The organism is Corynebacterium sp. NML140438 (assembly GCF_001875725.1).
In the GTDB taxonomy this organism is placed as follows: Bacteria; Actinomycetota; Actinomycetes; order Mycobacteriales; family Mycobacteriaceae; genus Corynebacterium.
Map to the genome: position 1 here is coordinate 336,777 of NZ_MLCQ01000029.1, position 20,699 is coordinate 357,475.

At 60.6% G+C, this 20,699-nt stretch carries 19 protein-coding genes; 14 read left to right on the plus strand and 5 right to left on the minus strand.

Going from position 1 to position 20,699, the window contains the following annotated elements; genetic code table 11:
* Positions 1–40: 40 nt before the first annotated feature.
* Positions 41–1,858, minus strand: coding sequence for a DUF262 domain-containing protein (locus tag BJP08_RS10225; protein ID WP_071569448.1), 1,818 nt, complete (start codon positions 1,856–1,858; stop codon positions 41–43).
* Positions 1,859–2,072: 214 nt separating this feature from the next.
* Between BJP08_RS10225 and BJP08_RS10230 the strand changes: the two genes are divergently transcribed.
* A complete protein-coding gene (locus tag BJP08_RS10230; RefSeq protein ID WP_071569449.1) occupies positions 2,073–3,326 on the plus strand; it encodes an ATP-binding protein in 1,254 nt (417 codons plus the stop codon).
* Positions 3,327–3,796: 470 nt separating this feature from the next.
* Here the strand turns inward: BJP08_RS10230 and BJP08_RS10235 are convergent, their stop codons facing one another.
* Together BJP08_RS10235 and arsB are read right to left on the minus strand one after the other, a co-directional pair.
* A complete protein-coding gene (locus tag BJP08_RS10235) occupies positions 3,797–4,213 on the minus strand; it encodes a low molecular weight phosphatase family protein (RefSeq protein WP_071569450.1) in 417 nt (138 codons plus the stop codon).
* A complete protein-coding gene (gene arsB, locus BJP08_RS10240; RefSeq protein WP_071569451.1) occupies positions 4,210–5,295 on the minus strand; it encodes an ACR3 family arsenite efflux transporter in 1,086 nt (361 codons plus the stop codon). The genes BJP08_RS10235 and arsB overlap by 4 nt, the downstream gene beginning before the upstream one ends.
* Positions 5,296–5,379: 84 nt before the next feature.
* On the opposite strand from arsB, the gene BJP08_RS10245 reads away from it, so the two are divergent.
* The 7 genes from BJP08_RS10245 (at position 5,380) to menE (ending at position 11,903) form a co-directional block, all read left to right on the plus strand.
* A complete protein-coding gene (locus BJP08_RS10245; protein ID WP_071569452.1) occupies positions 5,380–5,712 on the plus strand; it encodes a helix-turn-helix transcriptional regulator in 333 nt (110 codons plus the stop codon).
* 41 nt (positions 5,713–5,753) lie between these two features.
* On the plus strand, positions 5,754–6,656 hold the full coding sequence (locus BJP08_RS10250; RefSeq protein WP_071569453.1) for an AEC family transporter: 903 nt from the start codon (positions 5,754–5,756) through the stop codon (positions 6,654–6,656).
* Positions 6,657–6,693: 37 nt separating this feature from the next.
* Positions 6,694–7,683 (plus strand): substrate-binding domain-containing protein, encoded by a 990-nt coding sequence (locus BJP08_RS10255; RefSeq protein WP_071569454.1) that lies wholly within the window; start codon positions 6,694–6,696, stop codon positions 7,681–7,683.
* Entirely contained in the window at positions 7,680–8,726 is a 1,047-nt protein-coding gene (locus tag BJP08_RS10260) for an ABC transporter permease (protein ID WP_071569455.1), read from the plus strand. Before BJP08_RS10255 ends, BJP08_RS10260 begins: the two co-directional genes overlap by 4 nt.
* Complete coding sequence (locus BJP08_RS10265) at positions 8,727–9,485, plus strand: ATP-binding cassette domain-containing protein (RefSeq protein ID WP_071569456.1); 759 nt, start codon at positions 8,727–8,729, stop codon at positions 9,483–9,485.
* Between the two features lie 69 nt (positions 9,486–9,554).
* Positions 9,555–10,769 carry an ATP-binding protein gene (locus BJP08_RS10270; RefSeq protein ID WP_071569457.1) on the plus strand — a complete coding sequence of 405 codons (1,215 nt, stop codon included), beginning with the start codon at positions 9,555–9,557 and terminating at the stop codon, positions 10,767–10,769.
* A gap of 6 nt (positions 10,770–10,775) precedes the next feature.
* Complete coding sequence (menE, locus tag BJP08_RS10275; RefSeq protein WP_071569458.1) at positions 10,776–11,903, plus strand: o-succinylbenzoate--CoA ligase; 1,128 nt, start codon at positions 10,776–10,778, stop codon at positions 11,901–11,903.
* Here the strand turns inward: menE and BJP08_RS10280 are convergent.
* The gene (locus BJP08_RS10280) at positions 11,900–12,739 is read right to left on the minus strand and encodes a glycosyltransferase (RefSeq protein WP_071569459.1); all 840 of its coding nucleotides are present in this window, start codon (positions 12,737–12,739) and stop codon (positions 11,900–11,902) included. The genes menE and BJP08_RS10280 overlap by 4 nt on opposite strands.
* A gap of 48 nt (positions 12,740–12,787) precedes the next feature.
* On the opposite strand from BJP08_RS10280, the gene BJP08_RS10285 reads away from it, so the two are divergent.
* From BJP08_RS10285 to BJP08_RS10295, 3 genes are all read left to right on the plus strand, one after another.
* On the plus strand, positions 12,788–13,690 hold the full coding sequence (locus BJP08_RS10285; protein ID WP_143110100.1) for a 1,4-dihydroxy-2-naphthoate polyprenyltransferase: 903 nt from the start codon (positions 12,788–12,790) through the stop codon (positions 13,688–13,690).
* Positions 13,691–14,110: 420 nt separating this feature from the next.
* Positions 14,111–14,365: a hypothetical protein gene (locus BJP08_RS10290; RefSeq protein WP_071569461.1), complete on the plus strand. Its 255-nt coding sequence runs from the start codon at positions 14,111–14,113 to the stop codon at positions 14,363–14,365.
* Positions 14,366–14,413: 48 nt separating this feature from the next.
* The gene (locus BJP08_RS10295; RefSeq protein ID WP_071569462.1) at positions 14,414–19,369 is read left to right on the plus strand and encodes a DEAD/DEAH box helicase; all 4,956 of its coding nucleotides are present in this window, start codon (positions 14,414–14,416) and stop codon (positions 19,367–19,369) included.
* A gap of 11 nt (positions 19,370–19,380) precedes the next feature.
* Here BJP08_RS10295 and BJP08_RS11940 read toward each other — a convergent pair whose 3' ends face one another.
* Positions 19,381–19,512, minus strand: coding sequence for a hypothetical protein (locus BJP08_RS11940; RefSeq protein ID WP_255364819.1), 132 nt, complete (start codon positions 19,510–19,512; stop codon positions 19,381–19,383).
* A 163-nt stretch (positions 19,513–19,675) separates the two neighbouring features.
* Between BJP08_RS11940 and BJP08_RS10300 the strand changes: the two genes are divergently transcribed.
* Genes BJP08_RS10300 through BJP08_RS12015 form a run of 3 tightly spaced genes read left to right on the plus strand, consistent with a single transcriptional unit; the run spans position 19,676 to position 20,695 of the window.
* Positions 19,676–19,984 carry a type II toxin-antitoxin system RelE/ParE family toxin gene (locus tag BJP08_RS10300; RefSeq protein ID WP_070482101.1) on the plus strand — a complete coding sequence of 103 codons (309 nt, stop codon included), beginning with the start codon at positions 19,676–19,678 and terminating at the stop codon, positions 19,982–19,984.
* Entirely contained in the window at positions 19,981–20,274 is a 294-nt protein-coding gene (locus tag BJP08_RS10305) for an addiction module antidote protein (protein WP_070362126.1), read from the plus strand. Before BJP08_RS10300 ends, BJP08_RS10305 begins: the two co-directional genes overlap by 4 nt.
* Entirely contained in the window at positions 20,267–20,695 is a 429-nt protein-coding gene (locus tag BJP08_RS12015) for a DDE-type integrase/transposase/recombinase (RefSeq protein WP_071569463.1), read from the plus strand. Before BJP08_RS10305 ends, BJP08_RS12015 begins: the two co-directional genes overlap by 8 nt.
* Positions 20,696–20,699: the final 4 nt, after the last annotated feature.

The following is a 20,699-nucleotide window of genomic DNA, read 5'->3' on the forward strand; positions in this document are numbered from 1 at the left end:
TCCGCTTCACTGTTCGCGAAGTGGATCCGGCAGTCGCACGCTACATCTCCTCTTCATCGAAGTGAGAAGAGTCCTCCTCACTTTGACCAGCTGAGACATCACGCTGCACCGGCTTCCCGATTGCCGCCTCAACCAACTGACACAGTGCTTCACGTCGGGCAGTAAAGAACGAGAAAAAGTCGTCAGAACGCAGTGCCTGTGGATCAATGAGATGTGGACGGAGCAGGCTGTCGAGTTCTGTCTCTGAAATCTGGGCAGTTCGTTCAATCTTGTCGACGTAACTCGAAGGTGCAACGCCACCAATAACGCGATTAGTACGTGCACTGAGCATCGTCTTGTTCACAATTGATTCACGGTGCTCATCGTCAAGTTTGTTCTTCTTACACCAGGCTTGAGGAAAAATGTGGTGAATATCGACACTCATGTCCTTGTACTGCACGGCACCGAAAGTTTTATCTTCCATCCAGTCCTTGGAAGTGTTGGCCATAAGTAATGCCATGACGCCCTTATACGCTGCGGAGTTACGGGTCCGCATCGAGTGCAGGCGTGATTCAACAAAATTAGCATCCGCTACGGTACGTGGCGTAGGACTGTTTTCGTCCATGCACCAATCAGGCACCATTTCGATATCACGTACAAAGCGCGTTTCGATTGCACTGCCGTATAGCTCACCGAAAACACCAGACCAGTACCACCTAGCAAGGCGCGCTTTTACGGAATGCAAGTCAGCATCTTGTCCCAGCACGACCTTGATCTCAGCCAAAGGAACCAGCTGCTTCTGGTATGGGATGTCTCGGGCCGTGAACACATGGAGATCCGCTAAGAATCTTGAGGCCCAAACAAATGCATCACGTAACGGGTCACGCCACTCAAGATAATCCTCAAGGGTAAGCCGAAGGACGTCCTCACGCTTCGCCGTGACCGCTACTTTCCGCCCTTCCGATAACGCTGCTCTCTGTTTCTTAAGACTTGTGAGCATGGTGACGGCCTGAAGGAAGTCGGTATTCTCAACGTCATCAAGCACCGAAAACTCTTTCCAAGCTTCCTTGGTTTCCAGCCAGTCGTCATTAAGCCTGAAATCACGATTTGTTTTCGCATAAAAGTTAGCGTCACCAGCAAATACCGCAGTCAATAGTTCGAACACATTAAGCGGAAGTCCGCCAATGTTCACTTTCTCAAAGACGGTCGCCACCGCTGCCTTGTCGGTTTCCTTGTCCAGCTCGATAGCTGGGATCTGATACTGCGAAGCCTTCTGAACATAGGAATCTAAGAACTCGAGCGCAACCTCGTTATCTGGATATTTCATCAGCCACCGAGTGCCTTCGGTCTTATACAACAGGTTCAAGGGGAAGTAACCATTCTCGTATTGCTTCTCCGTTGTGCTCAGGTCCAACACAATCTCGCGGTTAAAATTTTTCTTAATTTTTCCATCCGCTGGGACCGCGATCACTGCTTCTTCAACTCTGTCAGGATCCGCAAGAGCGCTTGCGATATTGATGAAAAACTTTCGATCAAGGAGCTTGCCTCGCGCATCTTTCGTGTGCACGATGCCATCTCCGGTTAATGCCTGCGTCAAGGAGGTCAAGCGCTGCTGCCCGTCAAGAAGCAGGTATTGAGGTTCTGCACCTGCTACCTCAGTTCCCTCTACAGGTCGGGGCTTAAACCGGACCTGGGCATTGCCAGTCTCGAGTAGCATGACGACGCCCATTGGATGCCCACGAAGCACAGTCACCAAAATCTGACGAACACGTTCTTCGTCCCACTTATATCGTCGCTGAAAGTCTGGCAGCTGAATAATGCCAGTCGTGGTGCGCTCAAGGTATTTCTCCAACGTATACATGGGGGTCTGGAAGCCCATTACGGTCCTTTCAAATCACGAGTCCGTCGATTGCCTTCGATGATAGAGAGCTGGAAGACACAATTCCGTAGGTTTCGAACAAACGGGTCCCACCACCACACATCTGTAACGTCATCTAAATTGCAAAAACGGGTATAAAACCATTGCAAAGTCGGGTATAAAACTATTGCAAACGCGGGTATGAAATCGTTGCAAAAACGGGTATAGTGCCCATATGCAGTACTTTTCACGCTTTGCAGATCAGGTATTGGAGGACTCCCTCCAGTTCATGGGAGGCGTCCTCCTTGAGGGACCACGCGCATGCGGGAAAACCTCTACCGCCCTCCAAAAGGCTGCAAGTTCTGTACGCCTCGACCGATCCCCCGAGCTGATTACGCTGGCCGAATTGAACCCCGCAACCTTACTCAACGGTCCAACCCCTCGTCTCATTGATGAGTGGCAGCTCGCACCTTCCCTGTGGAACACTATCCGCCACGAGATCGACGACCGCCAAGGACGCGGAGAGTTCATCCTTTCGGGCTCAGCGACACCAGCCGATGACACCACACGCCACTCGGGGGCGGGGCGCTTTGCCAGGCTACGGATGCGTCCAATGTCGCTCGCGGAGAGTGGGGCGTCGACAAGCCAGGTAAGCCTCTCAGAGCTACAACCGGACGTTAGTGTGAGTGGAGCTTCCAAGCTCACATACAAGGACATGGCCGAGCAGGCCGTTCGTGGCGGATGGCCAGGACTGCTCGGCGCGAGCACTCAGCAGGCGGTCATGTTTAACCGCTCATACCTGGACAACGTATTCGATGTAGAGGTACCAGAAAACGTTGGCACACGTCACAACCAACTGAACATTCGACGGACCTTGGAGTCCATCGCTCGGAATATTTCAGGCGAAGCAACGTTGAAAACACTCGCTGCAGACGTGTCTTCGGATGCCACAACAGTCGATCCGAAAACAGTCTCCACGTACCTCCAGGCACTTACTCGGATATTCATCCTCGACGAGTTGCAACCTTGGAGCGTTGCACTCCGGTCGAAATCACGACTGCGCACCTCGCCGAAGCTCCATCTCGCTGACCCCAGCCTTGCCTGTGCCGCCTTGGGCATCGGCGTTGACCGCCTCGCGAACGATCCGGAGTTTTTCGGCCAGATCTTCGAGTCCATGGTCATTCGAGATCTGCGCGCAACATCCGCTCTCCAGCACGGGCGCGTCTACCACTACCGAGACAACACGGACCTTGAAGTTGACGCCATCATCGAATACCCCGAAGACAGCAAGTGGGGCGCCTGCGAAGTCAAACTCGGGGCATCGCAGATCCCACAAGCCGAAGCGAACCTCATCAAACTCCGTGACGAACGTGTCGACACCAACAAGGTCGGGTCGCCTGCATACCTAGCCATCGTCACCGCAACGGAATATGCTTACACGCTTCCTAGCGGAGTGCACGTGATTCCTTTGGGGGTCCTGACCGCTTAGCAGCAACATAGGCTAGCCAAAGCATTCTCTCGAAATTGCAAAAACGAGTACGTCACCTGTGAGCTGCAGGTTTAGCGCACCAGCAAGAACGCATTCACCGCGCAGCCACGCGCCCAAAACAGCGGCACGGCCCCCGAAGTTCCAAGCTACAGTACATGGATTGACGTAATCCTCGAAAAGCTGGGGCTGGTGGCCCTCGCTGCTCTCACGCCCCATCGTGCCTTCAAAGTAGTTCCCGGCGCCGGGAACTACTTTGCGCCTCCGGTCCATTTCGGTCGACTAACGGTTTCGTTTCCCCAGGTCGTGACGGCCGTCTACAAAGAAAGTTCCCACGATCACCGCACCCGCGCACCACATTCCAGTTTTTCGGCGAGCGGATTTGCAAACTCCCAGTTCACGGGCACGGCGCGAAGGAATTTGGTGCGCACCCGGCCCGCGCGTAGCACCCCAAACCGCTCAAAGCGTGGGGTTCAAAGCGTGCGGTGCAACTCACGCAGGAGGGCGCGTACGCGGGCGTCGATATCGTCGCGTACGAGGCGCATCCGTTCCATGCCTTCGATGCCGCGGGTGGACGGTTCGTCGGTGTGCCAGCGTTCCAGGGTGCCGGCGGCGTCGGCTGGCATGTTGAGCTGGGCGGCGTCGCCAATTATTACTACTCGGTCAACTGTGCGCAGCAGTTCTGGGTCGATGGGTTTCGGTGTGCCGCGCGACATGTCCGCACCGAGTTCTGCAATTGCGGCGACGGATTCCTGATTCAGCTTCGTGCCCGGTTTCGTGCCGGCGGAGAAGACGCTGACCTGATCGCCCGCGTAGTGTCGCGCAAGCGCCGCCGCCATTTGTGATTTACCGCCGTTGCCGACGCAGACGAACAAGACACTGGGGTTCATGAACGGCTCCTTGCAGCTGGCAGGGTTGGATCTCCTGGGAAGAGTCGCGGCCCGATGCCGCGCATGAGGTAGACGAGGCCGACGAGGACGGGGATTTCGATGAGCGGGCCGATCGTACCTGCCAGCGCTTGAGCCGAGGTGGCGCCGAACGTGCCGATCGCCACCGCGATGGCCAACTCGAAGTTGTTGCCTGCGGCCGTAAAGGACACGGAGGCGGATTGGGCGTAGCCCATGCCCGACGCCTTCGACACCACCAGGGCGATCAGGAACATGCCCACGAAGTACCCCAGTAGTGGCAGGGCGACTCGGGCAACGGTCCACGGTTGGGATGTAATCTGCTCGCCTTGCAGGGAGAACAGCAGCACTATCGTGTACAGCAACCCCACGAGTGCCAGCGGGGAAACCGCTGGCAGGAAGGTCTCTTCGTACCACGCACGGTCCTTCACTCGCTCACCGATGATGCGGGAGAGCACTCCGGCAAGTAGCGGGATACCGAGAAACACCAGTACTGCGGTGACGATGGAGAAGAAGGAGAACTCCACAGAGGTGGTCTCCAGGCCCAGCCAGCTCGGCAGGGTCTGCAGGTAGAACCATCCGAGCACGCCGAACATGAGCACCTGGAATACAGAGTTGATGGCGACCAGGACGGCCGTGGCTTCCCGGTCGGCGCAGGACAGGTCGGACCACACCAGCACCATGGCGATGCAGCGCGCCAGTCCGACGATAATGAGGCCGGTGCGTAGCTCTGGCTGGTCCGGGAGGAACAGCCAGGCCAGGGCGAACATGAACGCGGGGCCGACGATCCAGTTCAAGATGATGGAGACGGTCATGAGCCGTTTGTCGGTGGCAATCTCGCGGGTCTTGTCGTAGCGGACTTTGGCCAGCGGCGGGTACATCATCACCAAAAGGCCCAGCGCGATCGGCAGCGAAATCCCGCCGACTTCGAAGCGCTCAAGCGTGCTGCTGAGCCCTGGAACGGCGCGGCCCAGCAGCAGCCCGAATGCCATCGCCAAGATAATCCACACTGGTAGGAATCTGTCGAGGAACGACATTCGAGCGGGGGTCGGCTCTGGGTTGGTCATCTAATCACCTCACATATCGATAACTATCAATATGTGAAAATAGAGGGCCGCATAGACCGCTGTCAATATGAGAAGGTAGAAGTCATGCACGAACAATCCCCCGCTCCAGACTGCTGCTCACTCGGCTCCGGCCCGCTACCCCCAGAAGACGCCGAGCGCTACGCGGCCCTGTTCAAAGTGCTGGCAGATCCCGCCCGGCTGCGCCTCCTCTCCCGCCTCGCCGCAGAAGGGTGCGAGCCGATGAGCGTGACAGCGCTCACCGAGTACTCCGGGCTCAGCCAACCGACGGTCTCCCACCACCTGAAGAAGCTTGCCGACGCCGGACTACTCAAAAAGTCCCGGACAGGCCGAACCGTCACGCACGAAATCTGCCCGGTGCCCTTCGCAGAACTGCGCACCGTCCTTCAGATGGACTAGGCGCCAGTTTCACAGGCGCGTAGCCACTACACTCATTCGACATGCTTGACGTTCTGACTGGTTTCGCCATCATCTTCACCGTGATCGCGGCGGGCTGGTGGCTTGCCCAGAAGAAGGTGATCGGCCCGGGCGAGCAGCGGTTGCAGCTCAACCGCATCGCGTTTCATGTGGCAACGCCGTCGTTGATTTTTTCGTCGGTGGCGGTCTCTGACACGGATGCGTTCTTCTCCCCGGTGATCCTGGTGATCGCGATCGCCACGGTGGTCACGATGCTGATCTATTGGGCGATCAGTGCGGTGTGGTTCAAGCAGGATGCTGCGGAGACGATGGCGGGGGCGGCGTCGTCGAGTTATTACAACTCGGTCAATATCGGGTTGCCCATCGCGACGTACGTGTTGGGGGATCCGACGTACGTGATTCCGGCGCTGGTGTTGCAGATGGCGGTGCTCTCCCCCATCGTCATTGCTGGCCTGGACCGCGGGGCGTCGGGGGTGCTGAAGTCGGTGATTGCGGGGTTGAAGGCGCCGGTGGTGGTTGCAGCGTTTGCGGGGTTTGCGGTGTCGTCGTCGTCGTGGACGGTGCCGGAGCCGGTGCTCGCCCCGCTGCAGATTCTGGGTGGCGCGTCCATCCCGATGATCCTCATGAGCTTCGGCGCCTCGCTCACCGGGGAGAAGGTGCTGCAGAGCCAGCGCTTAGCGACGACCACCGCTACCATCCTCAAGCTGATCGGCATGCCGGCCGTGGCGTGGGCCGTGGCGTCGCTGATGGGGCTGACCGGCTCCGATATGTACGCGACCCTTATCCTGTGCGCATTGCCGACGGCGCAGAATGTGTACAACTACGCGGCGACGTACCGCTCGGGCGAGGTGATCTGTCGGGACACCGTTTTCCTCACCACGTTCCTATCGCTGCCTGCGATGTTGCTGATCGCGGGGGTGTTCTAGCCTTGACAAACCGGGTGTGGTGGATCACACTCGTACAATGGCTAGGACACGGACTACATTTTTTGCCGCAGCGCTGACGGCTGCGGCGTTACTTGTTGGGTGCTCCTCAACAGGCGGCGCACCCCGCTCGGAGAACGTCGAGGGGACCGCTGGGGGCGTCGATACGCCGAGGTACGTGGTGGCGATGGTCACGCACGGTGCGCCGGGCGATACCTACTGGGACCTCGTGCGCAAGGGCGCGGAGGACGCGGCGAAGAAGGACAACATCGAGCTGCGCTACTCCTCCGACCCGCAGGCGCCGAACCAGGCGAACCTGGTGCGCTCGGCGGTGGACGCTGGCGTCGACGGCATCGCCGTGACCATGCCGAACGCCGAGGCAATCGGCCCGGCTGCGCGCAACGCCGTGGACCACGGCATCCCCGTCGTCGGCCTGAACGCTGGCATGGGCAAATACCAGGACTACGGCATGACCGGTTTCTTCGGGCAGGACGAGTCGGTGGCGGGCAACGCCGCCGGCGAGCGTCTCAAGGAGCAGGGCAAGTCGAACGTCCTGTGCGTCATTCACGAGCAGGGCAACTCCTCCCAGGAAGCGCGTTGCGAGGGCCTGCGCAAAGGCCTCGACGGCAACGTCGAACTGCTCTACGTCAACGGTCAGGATCTGACCTCCGTGCAGTCCACCATCACCTCGAAGCTGTCGCAGGACACAAGCTTCGACACTGTCTTCGCCCTCCAGGCACCGGTGGCGATGCGCGCGACCGAATCCGTGAAGCAGTCCGGGTCCAAGGCGCAGGTCGCCACGTTTGATACCAACGCCGAGCTTGTCGACGCCATCGCCGACGGCCGCGTCGCCTTCGCCGTCGACCAGCAGCCGTACCTGCAGGGCTACCTGGCCGTCGACTCGCTGTGGATCGCGAAGCGCAACGGCGGCACCCTCGGCGGGGGCCGCCCGGTCTACACCGGCCCGAGCTTCGTGGATAAGGACAACGTGGACAAGGTTGCCGAGGCAGCGAAGGCGGGCATGCGATGAGCACGGCGGTGAACGAAGGGGCGTCGACAAGCGATGACCGGCTACGAACGCACACTGGATTTTCCAAGCTCATCCGGCGCCCCGAGTTCGCTTCGATGCTGGGCTTCATCGCGATCTTTGCGTTCTTCCTGACCGTCGCTCCCGCGTTCCGCTCCTTTGAGGCGTTCGCGACCACCCTGTACGCGTCCTCGACGCTGGGCATCGTGGCGCTCGCGGTGGGGCTGCTGATGATCGGCGGCGAGTTCGACCTTTCCTCCGGCGTCGCCGTGACCACGGCCGCGCTGGCCGCGACGATGCTGAACTACAACCTGCACCTCAACTCGTGGGTTGGCGCGTTCATGGCGCTCGGGATCTCGCTGGCGATCGGCGCGCTGAACGGCTACCTGGTCACCCGCACCGGCATCGATAGCTTCCTGATTACGCTGGCGGCGTTTTTGATGCTGCAGGGCCTCAACCTGGCGGTGACCAAGCTGGTGACCGGCCAGGTGGCAACACCGATCATCTCCGACATGGAGGGTTTCCCGTCGGCGCATGTGGTGTTCGCTGGTACCTTCGACATTGGCGGCGTCACCTTGAATGTGACGGTGCTGTGGTGGTTGCTGCTCGTCGCGATTGCCTCGTTTGTGCTGTTCCGCACGAAGTTCGGCAACTGGATCACGGCGGTCGGCGGGGACCAAAACGCCGCGCGTGCCGTGGGCGTGCCGGTGCGTCGGGTGAAGATTCTGCTGTTCATGGGCGTGGGCTTCGCGGCCTGGTTCGTGGGCATGCACACCCTGTTCGCCTTCGACTCCATCCAGGCGGGCCAGGGTGTGGGCAACGAGTTCCTCTACATCATCGCCGCCGTCATCGGCGGCTGCGCTATGACGGGCGGGCGCGGCACCGCGGTGGGGACCGCGATCGGCGCGCTGATTTTCGGCCTGACGAACCAGGGCATCGTCTACGCCGGCTGGAACCCTGACTGGTTCAAGTTCTTCCTCGGCGCAACACTGCTGGTCGCCGTGTTTACGAATATGTCCTTCGCTAAGTACACCAAGGGGCGCTAAGTGGCTGTCATTGAACTGAAGAACATCACCAAGTCCTACGGCAGCTTCGATGCGCTGCGCGGGGTGAACCTCGCGGTGCGCGAGGGCGAGGTCACGTGCGTGCTCGGCGACAACGGCGCTGGCAAGTCCACGCTGATCAAGATCCTCGCAGGCTTGCACCAGCCCACGTCCGGGGAGCTACTTATCGACGGCCAGCACACCACCTTCACCTCTCCCCGAGACTCGATCGATACCGGCATCGCAACGGTGCACCAGACCTTAGCGATCGTCGATGAGATCAGCGTGTGGCGCAACTTCTTCCTCGGCCAGGAACTCACCGGCCGCTTCGGCGTCCTTCGCGATACCGAGATGAAACGCATCTGCGCCGAGCAGCTGCGTGAGATGGGCATCGACATCCCCGACGTCGAAGTCGACGCCGGGAACCTTTCTGGTGGCCAGCGCCAAGTCGTGGCCATCGCGCGGGCCGTCTACTTCGGCGCCCGCGTGCTCATCCTCGACGAGCCGACCGCGGCGCTGGGCGTCAAACAGTCCGGGGTGGTCTTACGCTTCGTCGCCGCCGCCCGCGACCGCGGTATCGCCGTCGTGTTGGTCACCCACAACCCGCACCACGCCTACCTGGTCGGGGACCACTTCACCATTTTGAAGCTGGGCCGCCAGGAACTCGACGAGCCCCGGGAGAACGTCACCTTGGAGGAGCTGACCCACCAGATGGCTGGTGGCGGGGAGCTCGAGGCGCTCAGTCACGAACTGGGCAGATAGCTGCGTGATTTCCGGTATACCTGAAACTCCTGCCGGTTTTAGCGATAGTTTCCGGTATACTCGAAACGCATGAGAGCTCTGTACCCGCGGCAGCAGTACCTGGACAACCTGCTGGCAGTCACCGATAACGACTTCGTGCGCATCATCACCGGTGTTCGACGCTGCGGGAAGTCGACCCTCCTGGAGCTGTACCGCCGCCACCTGCGCGAGCACGGCACCCCAGACGACGCCATCATGGTGATCAACTTCGAGGACCAGGCCAACGCCGCGCTGCGGGACCCGACAACCTTCCACGACGCCGTTACGCACCGCCTCGCGCAAGGGCTGCGCTACCTGCACGTCGATGAGGTGCAGGAGCTCGAGGACTGGGCGCGCGTGATCAACTCACTGCGGCTCAACGAGCAACTGGAGATCTGCGTGACCGGCTCCAACGCCTCTCTCTTCGTTGGCGAGTCGCTGACCTATCTAGCGGGGCGCTACATCGAGATCCCGATGCTGCCTCTTTCCCTGGCAGAGTTCATGGAGTTCCGCTACCCGTCGGACGCGCGCCCTGGCCTTGACAGTGCGTTTCAGGAGTGGGTCATCATCGGCGGCTTCCCCGCCACGGTACAGCTCGCGGACCCGGTGGTGATTCGTCAGGCGAACTCCTCCCTGTTCGATTCCATCTTCACTCGCGACATTTCCTTGCGTGGCCAGATCCGCGACACCGACGCTTTCCTGCGCGTGGCCCGCTTTCTCTTCGACAACGCCGGCAACCCGGTGTCCACGAACCGCATCGTGGGCCACCTCAAGCACGAGGGGCTCAAGGCGTCGAGCGAAACCATGGACCGCTACCTCGGACTGATGGCGGACGCGCACCTTATCTATCAGTGCCGGGATTACGACACGAAGGGCAAGCGGTGGCTGAGCACGAACGGCAAGTTCTACTTCGTCGACCCGGGCCTGCGCACCGCGCTGCTGGGCTCTCGCCCTTTCAACTTCGGCCACGACTTGGAAAACATGGTTTACCTGGAGCTTCGCCGCCGCGGGTACCAGGTTTCCACGGGTAAGGTTCCCGGTGGGGAGATTGATTTCATCGCTAACGACGGCCGACACACTCTCTACATCCAGGTGGCGCTCACGGTTACCGAGCCTGCGACGCTCGCGCGAGAGCTCGCGCCGTTCGACGCCCTTCCCGCCGGGTCCCGCTGCATCCTCTTGACGACGGACCGCTTCGCTCCCGACACCGGCAACGTCACGTGGCGCGACGCCATCGAGGTCCTCGCGGGCGGGGCGCTAGACTAACGCTTCGTGACGAAGCTCCTGGAACTCCTCCCCGTTGACCCCGCCAAGCCGCTGGCGATCCTGCCCGCTCTCGAGGAGGCGCTGACCGGCCAGCGCGCCCTACTGCCCGTGCCGACGAACGACCCGGCGCGCGCGAACCTGCTGCGTAACACGCAGGGCGTGGGCGAGCCAATCGCGGACGACGTCGCCCTCGTGGTGGCGACCTCCGGGTCCACGGGCACCCCGAAGGGTGCGTTGCTGACCCCGACGAACCTGATTGCCAGCGCGGACGCCACCCACCAGGCGCTCGGCGGGCCGGGCCAGTGGTTGTTAGCGATGCCCGCCGCGTTCATCGCTGGCGTCCAGGTGTTGGTGCGCAGCATGGTCGCCGGCGTGGAGCCCGCCTTCGTGGACCTCACCCACGGGTTCCACGTGGATGAGTTCGCGGCCCGCACCGCGGAGATCGTGGCAACTGGGGACCGCTGCTACACGGCGCTGACCCCGCTGCAGCTGGACAAGGCGATGTCCACGCTCACCGGCATCGACGCGCTGCGCAGCTTTGACGCGGTGCTCGTCGGCGGGGCGGCCACGAATCCGGCGCTGCTGGACTCGGCGGCGAAGCTGCGCATCAACGTGGTCACCACCTACGGTTCCTCGGAAACCTCCGGCGGCTGCGTCTACGACGGGGTGCCCATCGCCGGCGCCAACGTTCGCATCCGCGACGGCCGCATCTGGCTCGGCGGCCCCATGGTCGCGCAGGGCTACCGCAACCAGCCGGAGCACCCCGACTTCGCCGAGCCAGGGTGGTTCCGCACCTCAGACGCAGGCCAGCTTGTCGACGGCCACCTCACGGTCGAAGGGCGCGTCGATAATGTGATTGACTCCGGTGGCCTGAAGCTGCAGCCGGAGGTGCTCGAGCGCTTCCTGCTCGGCGTGCCCGGCGTGGCGGACGCGTGCGTGGTCGGCGTGCCGGACGAGCGCTTCGGGCAGCGGATCTGCGCCGCCTTCGCGGGCGAGGCGCAGGTGCCGGACGTGATGGACGCCCTGCAGGACCTGCCGCGGTGGCAGGTGCCGAAGGAGCTCAAGCGCGTCGCGGCGCTGCCGTTGCTGGGGCCGGGCAAGGTGGACCGGGCCGCGGTGCGCGACCTGTTCTAGCGCGCCCCGACCACGGCCCGGATGTCCTCCGCACTGTAGCTTGCGGCGAGCTGGGCGTCGTTGCCCCCGCGCAGGTTTGTGCGCACGAGTGCCACCGACTGCGAGCCCGGCACCAGCGGAAACTCCTTCGGCTTGTCGAAGACCTGCCGCACAAAGTGTCCGGAACGCACCGCGCACATGTTGAGCCAGACATCGTCGGCGCTGGGTGCGGCGCGCAGGAAAGCGTCGCCTTGCGCGGCCACAAAGTCCACCATCGCGGGCGGGTACGCCACCCCGGACACGCCGGTGGCGAAGTGCCGCGGGCTCGGGGCGGTGGTGCGCACGCTGCGCCACTGCGTATACGGTGCGAAGCCCTCGCCTACCAGCGCGATCTCGTGGGCCCGGTAGGCCGTCACCGCCAGCGGATCCACCACCAGCTTCTCGACGAACCACCGCGGGTACAACACGTCATCATCCACCGTGATCACGCTCGTCCCCGTGCCCGCGAGCTGCCGGAACGTGCCGTAGTACTTCGTGTGCGGGCCGTAGTGGCCGTCGGAACGCCGCACCTGCAGGCCGCGCTTCACGAGCTCCCGCAGCGGCTCGGGCCAGGGCGCGTCGAAGTCCTCCGCGTCCAGCCACAGGATGGTGGGCACGCGGCGAGTCCCCACCAACAGCGATGCGAGGGTGTGGTGGACCGTCGATAAGCGGATGCCGTGCGAAGTCAGGCTGATCACGGTGTGGCCGTCGGCGGGAAACTCGAGGCACCCGGAGCGCACCGCCAACCGCAACGACGGCAAACGCGCCACCGCGCCTATCTGCGCCACCGACTGCCGCGCCGCGTAATCAACCCACATGGCGCACCACTTTAGCCGACAGGCCCGACACGGGGCATGATGGAAACCATGAACGCACAACCCAACCTGCACGCGTGGTGGGAAGCCTCCCGCCCCCACACCTGGCCAAACGCCTTCGCGCCCGTCATCGCCGGCACCGGCGTCGCGGCCTTTACCGCGCACGCCAACCTCGGCCGGGCACTGTTGGCGCTGCTCGTGGCGTGGGCCCTGATCATCGGCGTCAACTTTGCCAACGACTACTCCGACGGCATCCGCGGCACCGACGACGACCGCTCCGGCCCCACACGCATCACCGCCAGCGGACTCGCCGAACCCAAGGACGTAAAACTCGCCGCCTTCATCGCGTTCGGCGTTGCAGGGCTGTTCGGCATCATCCTGTCCGTGCTGGCCGGGGCGTGGTGGCTGATCCTGATCGGCGCCGCCTGCATCGCCGCCGCCTGGTTCTACACCGGCGGCAACAACCCCTACGGCTACATCGGCCTTGGCGAGGTCAGCGTCTTCATCTTCTTCGGCCTCGTCGCAGTGATGGGCACCGAGTTCGTCCAGACCGGGTTCCTGTCCTGGGAGGGCCTGCTCGTCGCGGTGGCGATCGGCGCAATCTCCGCATCCGTGAACCTGGTCAACAACATCCGCGACATCCCCACCGACTCCGCCTCCGGTAAGCAGACCATCGCGGTCCGCCTCAGCGACCGCCGCGCCCGCACCCTGTTCACCGTCCTGACCTGCGTGCCGTTCGTAGTCAGCGTGCTGCTGGCCCTGGTGTACGCGCCGGCCCTGGTCGGGCTGGTAGCGCTGCCGCTGGCGATCGCCGCCATCATGAAGGTCCGCAGCGGCGCGACCGGCACAGCCCTCATCCCGGTGCTGGGCCTCAACGGCAAGGCCATGCTGGCGTGGGCCGTGCTCACGGCGGTTGCGCTGGCGTTCGGCGGGATGGTCGTCCCGTACGCGTAGGGCTGGTTCTTTGTGGTTTTGCGGGGTCTACGCACCAAATTCCCTCGCGCAGCAGTTTGCGTAACCTGGGCTTTTCCAAACCTCCGCGCGAAAATCTAGGAATTTGATGTCCTCGTTCGCCGCGCTAGTGACAAAAGACGCAACCCCCTTTTCGCGACCTGGGCTTTTACCGAGGTCGACCAGCAGGATTGCGTCCATTGTCACTCGCCGTTCACACAAGACACCAAATTCCCTCGCCCGTTTTACGCGACCTGGGGAAACGCTCCGACGCCGCTCTGAACCGCAGCCCTGGCTGGCGCTACCGCACTTTCCCTCGCCGTCGTCCCCGCTGCCGAGGCAGCGGGGAACCCAGACATCCTCGACACGCTGGATAAGTTTGGCGGCAAGCTGCAGGACGCCGAAAAGAAGGTCCGAACGAAAGTGGAGCGCGCCAAGCTCCGAAAGATCCTGCACGACAAGGGCACCGGCGCCGCACTAGACACCCAGACCACCCGGGACTGGGTGTACGGTTCCGTCAAGAACGGTTCCTCCGCAGATGATGCCTACCGGGCAACGCAGGCCGGCTGGATCCTGACCTGGATCGCAGTTGCAGCGGCAGGCCTGGGCATCATCGGCTACGGCGCGAAGGCCGCCGGCGTGCTGCCTCCGCAGGTTGCGCAGGCGCTGCCGTTCTAAGGACCTAATCTCTCGCCCGGGTGGCATCAGTGGGGCATAATGTTGCGCATGTCGACATTCACTGATGCCATCGAGGAACTCCGCAAGCTGCCGTCGAAGTCGGAGCAAGGGTTGGCGTTTGAAAAGTTGATGGTCAACTACTTCAAGACGGACCCGACGCTATCGAGTGAGTACTCGGAGGTGTACCGCTGGGTGGATTGGCCGTTCAACGGTGGCAAGTCAGACGTGGGGATTGACCTCGTCGCGAGGCGGGTGGATGACGGCGAGTGGACGGCAATTCAGTGCAAGTTTTACCTGCCCACGACGCATATTCAGAAGGGTCAACTGGACTCGTTCTTTGAGGCGTCGGGACGCTCGTTCGAAACTGACCGCGGGGTGGAGCAGTTTGCGAACCGTCTGATTATTTCGACGACGGACCGTTGGTCGTCGAACGCTGAGGCGATGCTGGAGAACCAGCTGATCGCCACGAACCGGATCGGTACGTCGGCGATTGCGGAGTCCCCGATTAATTGGGATATCGCTTACCCAGGCAGTGAGATGTCGGTGAACCTCACCTTGCGGGAGACGTTTGAGCCGCGGCCGCATCAGGCAACGGCGATTGAAAAGTCGCTGGAGGGGTTCAAGGCGCACGATCGCGGCAAGCTGATTATGGCCTGCGGTACGGGGAAAACGTTTACGGCGCTGCGCTTGGCTGAGCGTTTTGCGAAGGAGCACTATGGCAAGGCGCGAGTGCTGTTTTTGGTGCCGTCGATTAGTTTGTTGTCGCAGTCGTTGAAGGAGTGGACTGCGCAGGCACGGATGGATCTTCGCAGTTACGCGGTGTGCTCCGATAGCAAGGTGGCGCGCAAGGCGGAGGATATCGCCTCGTATGACCTTGAGGTGCCGGTGTCGACGAATGGCGAGGATATTGCGGAGCGCTTGTCGAAGCGGAAGCGCGCGGCGGGGTTGAGCGTCGTGTTTTCGACGTACCAGTCGTTGCCCGCGATCCACGACGCGCAAGAAGCTGGCCTCGAGGAGTTCGATCTTGTCATTTGCGACGAGGCCCACCGCACCACCGGCGCAACGTTGGCCGGGGAGGACCCGTCGAACTTCTCCCGCATCCACGACAATGACTACATCAAGGCGAAGAAGCGCCTGTACATGACCGCCACCCCACGCCTTTTCGACGAAACCGTGAAAGGCAAAGCCATCGAGCATTCGGCGGAGCTCTACTCCATGGATGACGAGGCCGTGTACGGTCCTGAGTTTCACCGGTTGGGGTTCGGAGAGGCCGTCGATAAGGGGTTGTTGACGGACTACAAGGTGCTCATCATGACTGTCGACGAGTCGCTGGGTGCTGATGCGATGGGCAAGTTCAACGCTGCTGGTGGCAAGGACATTAACTTAACGACGGGCTCGGCGATGATCGGCGTTTGGAATGCGTTGGCGAAGCGCTCGGGAGGTTTGCAGGGCAAGAAGGGCGGCTTCGATGAGGGCGCGGAGCCGATGCACCGCACGGTGGCGTTCGCGAAGGATATTAAGACGTCGAAGGCGATTACGGAGGCGTTCCCCCTGCTGGTGAAGTCGCATCGCGAGCTGCTGCAGGAAAAGGCGGTGACGAACGACATCCAGACGTTGAATATGGATCTTGATGTGCAGGCGCAACATGTTGATGGCGCGATGAATGCCCTGGAGCGCAGCACGAAGCTGACGTGGCTTGAGTCGGATATGCCGACCAATGAGACCCGTGTGCTCACAAACGCCAGGTGCCTTTCGGAGGGTGTCGACGTCCCCGCCCTCGATTCGGTGGTGTTTTTCAACCCGCGCAATTCGATGGTGGACGTGGTGCAGTCCGTTGGTCGCGTGATGCGGAAGGCGGAAGGCAAGGACTACGGCTACATCATTTTGCCGGTGGCGGTGGCGCCGGATACATCGCCGTCGGAGGCGCTGAACGATAACCAGCGGTTCAAGGTTGTATGGCAGATCCTCAACGCGTTGCGTGCACACGACGACCGCTTTAACGCCAAGGTGAACTCGATTGCGCTCAACGAGAACGTGCAGGATGATTTGCCGATTTCCGTCCAGCCAGTTGTTGATCCTGCGCAGGAGGCGAAGAAGAAACTCGCGAACAGTGAGCGGACCGAGGCCCACGAATCCGACCAGGTGACAGCCCAGCAGATCGCGTTGTTCTCGCTTGAGCAGTGGCAGGAAGCGATCTACACCAAGCTGGTGGACAAGGTGGGTACCCGCACCTACTGGGAGGATTGGGCCGACGACGTCGCGGACATCTCCAAGGCGCAGGTCACCCGCATCCGCGCGCTGCTTGACCAGGCGGATGCGACACTGCGCGGTGAGTTCGACACCTTCGTAGAAGGTCTGCGGGGTAACCTCAACGACTCGATCTCTGAGGACGAGGCAATCAGTATGCTGTCGCAGCACCTGATTACCGCCCCAGTATTTGACGCCCTGTTTAGCGAGCACAACTTCGCCGTCCACAACCCGGTCTCCCAGGTCATGCAGCGCATGGTCGACGCCCTCGACGACAGTGACCTGGATGCCGAGACTGACTCGTTGGAGAAGTTCTACGCCTCGGTGCGTGTGCGCGCATCTGAGGTCACGAGTGCATCCGGGAAGCAGCAGGTGATCAAAGAACTTTACGAGCGTTTCTTCCAAAAGGCGTTCAAACGCGACGCCGACAAGCTGGGCATTGTGTATACCCCGGTGGAGATCGTGGACTTTATCCTGCGCGCCGCCGACGATGTGTCGAAGAAGCACTTCGGCCGCGGTTTAACCGACGAGAGCGTGCATATCCTGGATCCGTTTACGGGCACCGGCACGTTTATGGTGCGCCTGTTGCAGTCCGGGTTGATTGATCCGAAGGATCTAGCACGCAAGTACGCCAACGAGTTGCACGCCACCGAGATCATGCTGCTGGCTTACTACGTCGCGGCCGCCAACATCGAAACGACGTTCAACGCGTTGCTGGCCGAGGCAGCCAAATGCTCGGAAAGCGCACCCCCCCCCCGCTACGTTTCCTTCGAGGGCATCGCGCTTGCCGATACGTTCCAGATCCACGAGGAAGGAGACATCCTCGACCTCACGGTATTCAGGAACAACAACGAACGCATTGTTCGCCAGAAGGAAGCCCCGATCAATGTCATCGTGGGCAATCCGCCGTACTCATCGGGTCAGAAAAAAGCGAATGACAACAACGCGAACCTGAAGTACCCGACACTAGACGCGCGTATTGCAGAAACGTACGCGGCGAAGTCAACGGCGACGAATAAGAACTCGCTATACGACTCATACCTGCGCGCATTCCGGTGGGCGACGGACCGAATCGGGGATCATGGCGTCGTGGCGTTTATCGCAAATAACGGCTGGGTAGACGGCAACACCGGAGATGGTGTCCGCCTGTCGATGGCCGAGGATTTCACCGACCTCTATGTTTTCAATCTGCGCGGCAACTCTTTGGGTGGTGGCGAACAAGCCAAGCGTGAGGGCGACAATGTCTTTGATATCCGAGTCGGCGTTGCGGTGCTGATCGGTGTGAAGGATCCTTCCAAGACCGGCTTCCACCTGCATTACGCGCAGACTCCTGACTATCAGAAGCGTAAAGAGAAGCTGGCGTTTGCCGAGAATGCGTCAATTGACCGGATTAAGTGGCGTTCAATCACGCCGAATCAGCACGGTGACTGGCTAAATCAGCGTAGTGCCGAGTTTGGGACATGGCCCGTGATCGGCGAGAAGAAGAGCGACGAAACAACATTCTTCACAACGTATTCCTCAGGACTAAAGACAGGTCGCGACTCGTGGTCTTATTCGTCTTCTATCCCACAACTCGTAGAAAACATCGAGACGCACGTTGCGAACTACGATCAGGCGCAAGTTGTGTTGCGAAGCGAAGGGTTCGAGCAAAACAAGCGGGGTGTTGATGCGTTGTTTGCACAGCACCCGGAGCTGATCGACAGCACGAAGGGTTCATGGAATGTAAATCTCAAGCAAGAACTCTCTCGAGGAACAGAAATCACGCTTGATACGGACCGTGCCTACACCTCGATGTACCGTCCCTTCTTTAAGCAACGGAGCTACTTCGCGAAGGAACTGATCGATAGGCAGTACCAGTTGCCGTCGATGTTCCCGACGCAGCAACACCACAACATCGGGTTTGCCCAGATGACCGTAGGCGCGGTGAAGCCTTACAGCATTTTTGCAGCTGATATGCTCCTTGACCTTAATCTGTTTGGTTCAGAAGGGACACAGTTCTTCCCACGCTTCACTTGGGAGCTCGTTGAGGCTTCGGATGGTGCGTTGTTTGGCGAGGGGGCGTCGATAAGCGAGGGTGAGTCCTCGATGTATGGGCAGGTCGGTGAGGTCGTTGCGGGGTATGTGCGCAAGGACAACATCACCGACGCGATCAAGGCTGTCTACCGTGACGCGCTGGGTGCGGATGTTACTGGTGACGATATTTTTCACTTTGTCTACGGCAAGCTGCACGACCCGAATTATCGGGAGGCGTACGCGGCGGATTTGAAAAAGATGCTGCCGCACATCGAGACACCGGGAACGCGGGAAGAGTTCGACAAGTTCGCGCGCGCTGGCAAGGAACTCATGGACCTGCACGTCGGATACGAGGACGTGGAGCCATACCCGCTGGACATCACGGTCAAGGGCGACGAGTCCGATCCGGATACCTGGCGCGTGTTGAAGATGAAGTGGGGGCGCAAGAAGGACCCCGAGACCGGTAAGAACGTCAACGACGTGACCAAGCTGATCTATAACAAGCGCGTCACCATCACTGGTATTCCGGCTGAGGCTGACGAGTACATGCTGGGGTCGCGCTCTGCGGTGGCGTGGTTGATTGACCGCTACCAGGTGAAGAAGGACAAGGCGTCCGGGATTGTGAACGACCCGAATGACTGGTCCGATGAGGTAGGCAACCCTCGCTACATCGTGGACCTGATTGGTAAAGTCACGCGGGTTGCGGTGGAGACGGTGCGGATCGTGGAGGGGCTGCGAGAATAACGCCGTTTGCTTCATTGACAGTTGAGGCTCGAGAGCGTGGCTTCATCACGGATGATCGAAAAGCGGTGCGGTGGCCCCTCAGTCGTCAGGTTGACCTTGAACACCTCACCGAAGATCCGGGCCGTAGCGGACGTGTCATCCACCTCGACCTCAACTCATCAACCGCACCCTCAAGTCTGCATGCGTCTTTAGCGTCTTTAGACGCTTTCCTGGCGTCATCACCAATCTTCAAACCGAAAGAGGAGTCAGCCATGAGAGGCGTATCCCCCACTTGAGCCATGTAGCTTTTAGGCTACACTTGGGCGTGTGGAGATCATTTCCAGCAGCTTGTTTGACGCCTGGTTAGGTGAGCTAAAAGACAAACATGCTCAGCGACGCATTTTGTATGCAATAGCCCGATGCGAAGCACACGGAAGAATGATTGGAGACATCAAACCCGTTGGCGAGAAGGTTAGCGAGATGAGATTTCATTTCGGGCCCGGCTATCGGGTGTACTACACCCGACTAGGCGCAATAACGGTTTTCCTGCTGGCCGGAGGAGATAAATCCAGCCAGGATAAAGATATTCGAACCGCTCAAAAGCTCGCACAACAGGTAAGGGAGGAACAGTCGTGAAGGAAGTAACATTTTCAGCGTTCGATGCAAGCAAATATCTCGATAGCCAAGAAGCAGTGAACGATTACCTGGCTATCGCACTCGAAGACGGCGATACGAAAACCGTACAGGTGGTTTTGCGTGACATTGCAAGGGCACACGGCATGAGCCAGCTCGCTAAAGAGACTCAACTCAACCGTGAATCCCTCTACAAGTCACTATCAAAAGACGGTAACCCGTCCTTTGCGGCTATCACGAAAATCATGAAAGCCCTGGGACTCAAAATAACTCTCGCTACACAAAATGCCTAGATACCTGCTGGAATCACATCACCAATACACCAAACACGCCTCTGCTCGGCCCGTCCGGCCTCTATCCGCCGATCAGTGGTGGATCGCGGATTTCACGTATGTGCACACCAGCTGCGGTTTCAGCTACGTGGCTTCTGTCACCGACGTATTCACCCGTGAGATCCTGGCGTATGTCGTGGACACCCGAGCCACGAAATCTTTGGCCATCCGTGCGCTGCGACAGGCACTGGCACTACGCCAGCGCCAGGACCCGTACTTTGAGTCGGCCGGGGTGCCCCATCACTCGGGCGGGCTCACAGTACACTCCCACACATCTCCGCCGTCTGCTTGCCGTCCATCAGATAGACGGGTCCATCGGCACTGTCGGCGACGCCTACGACAACGGTCTGATGGAGTCAACGATCGGGCTGTACAAGTCTGAACTC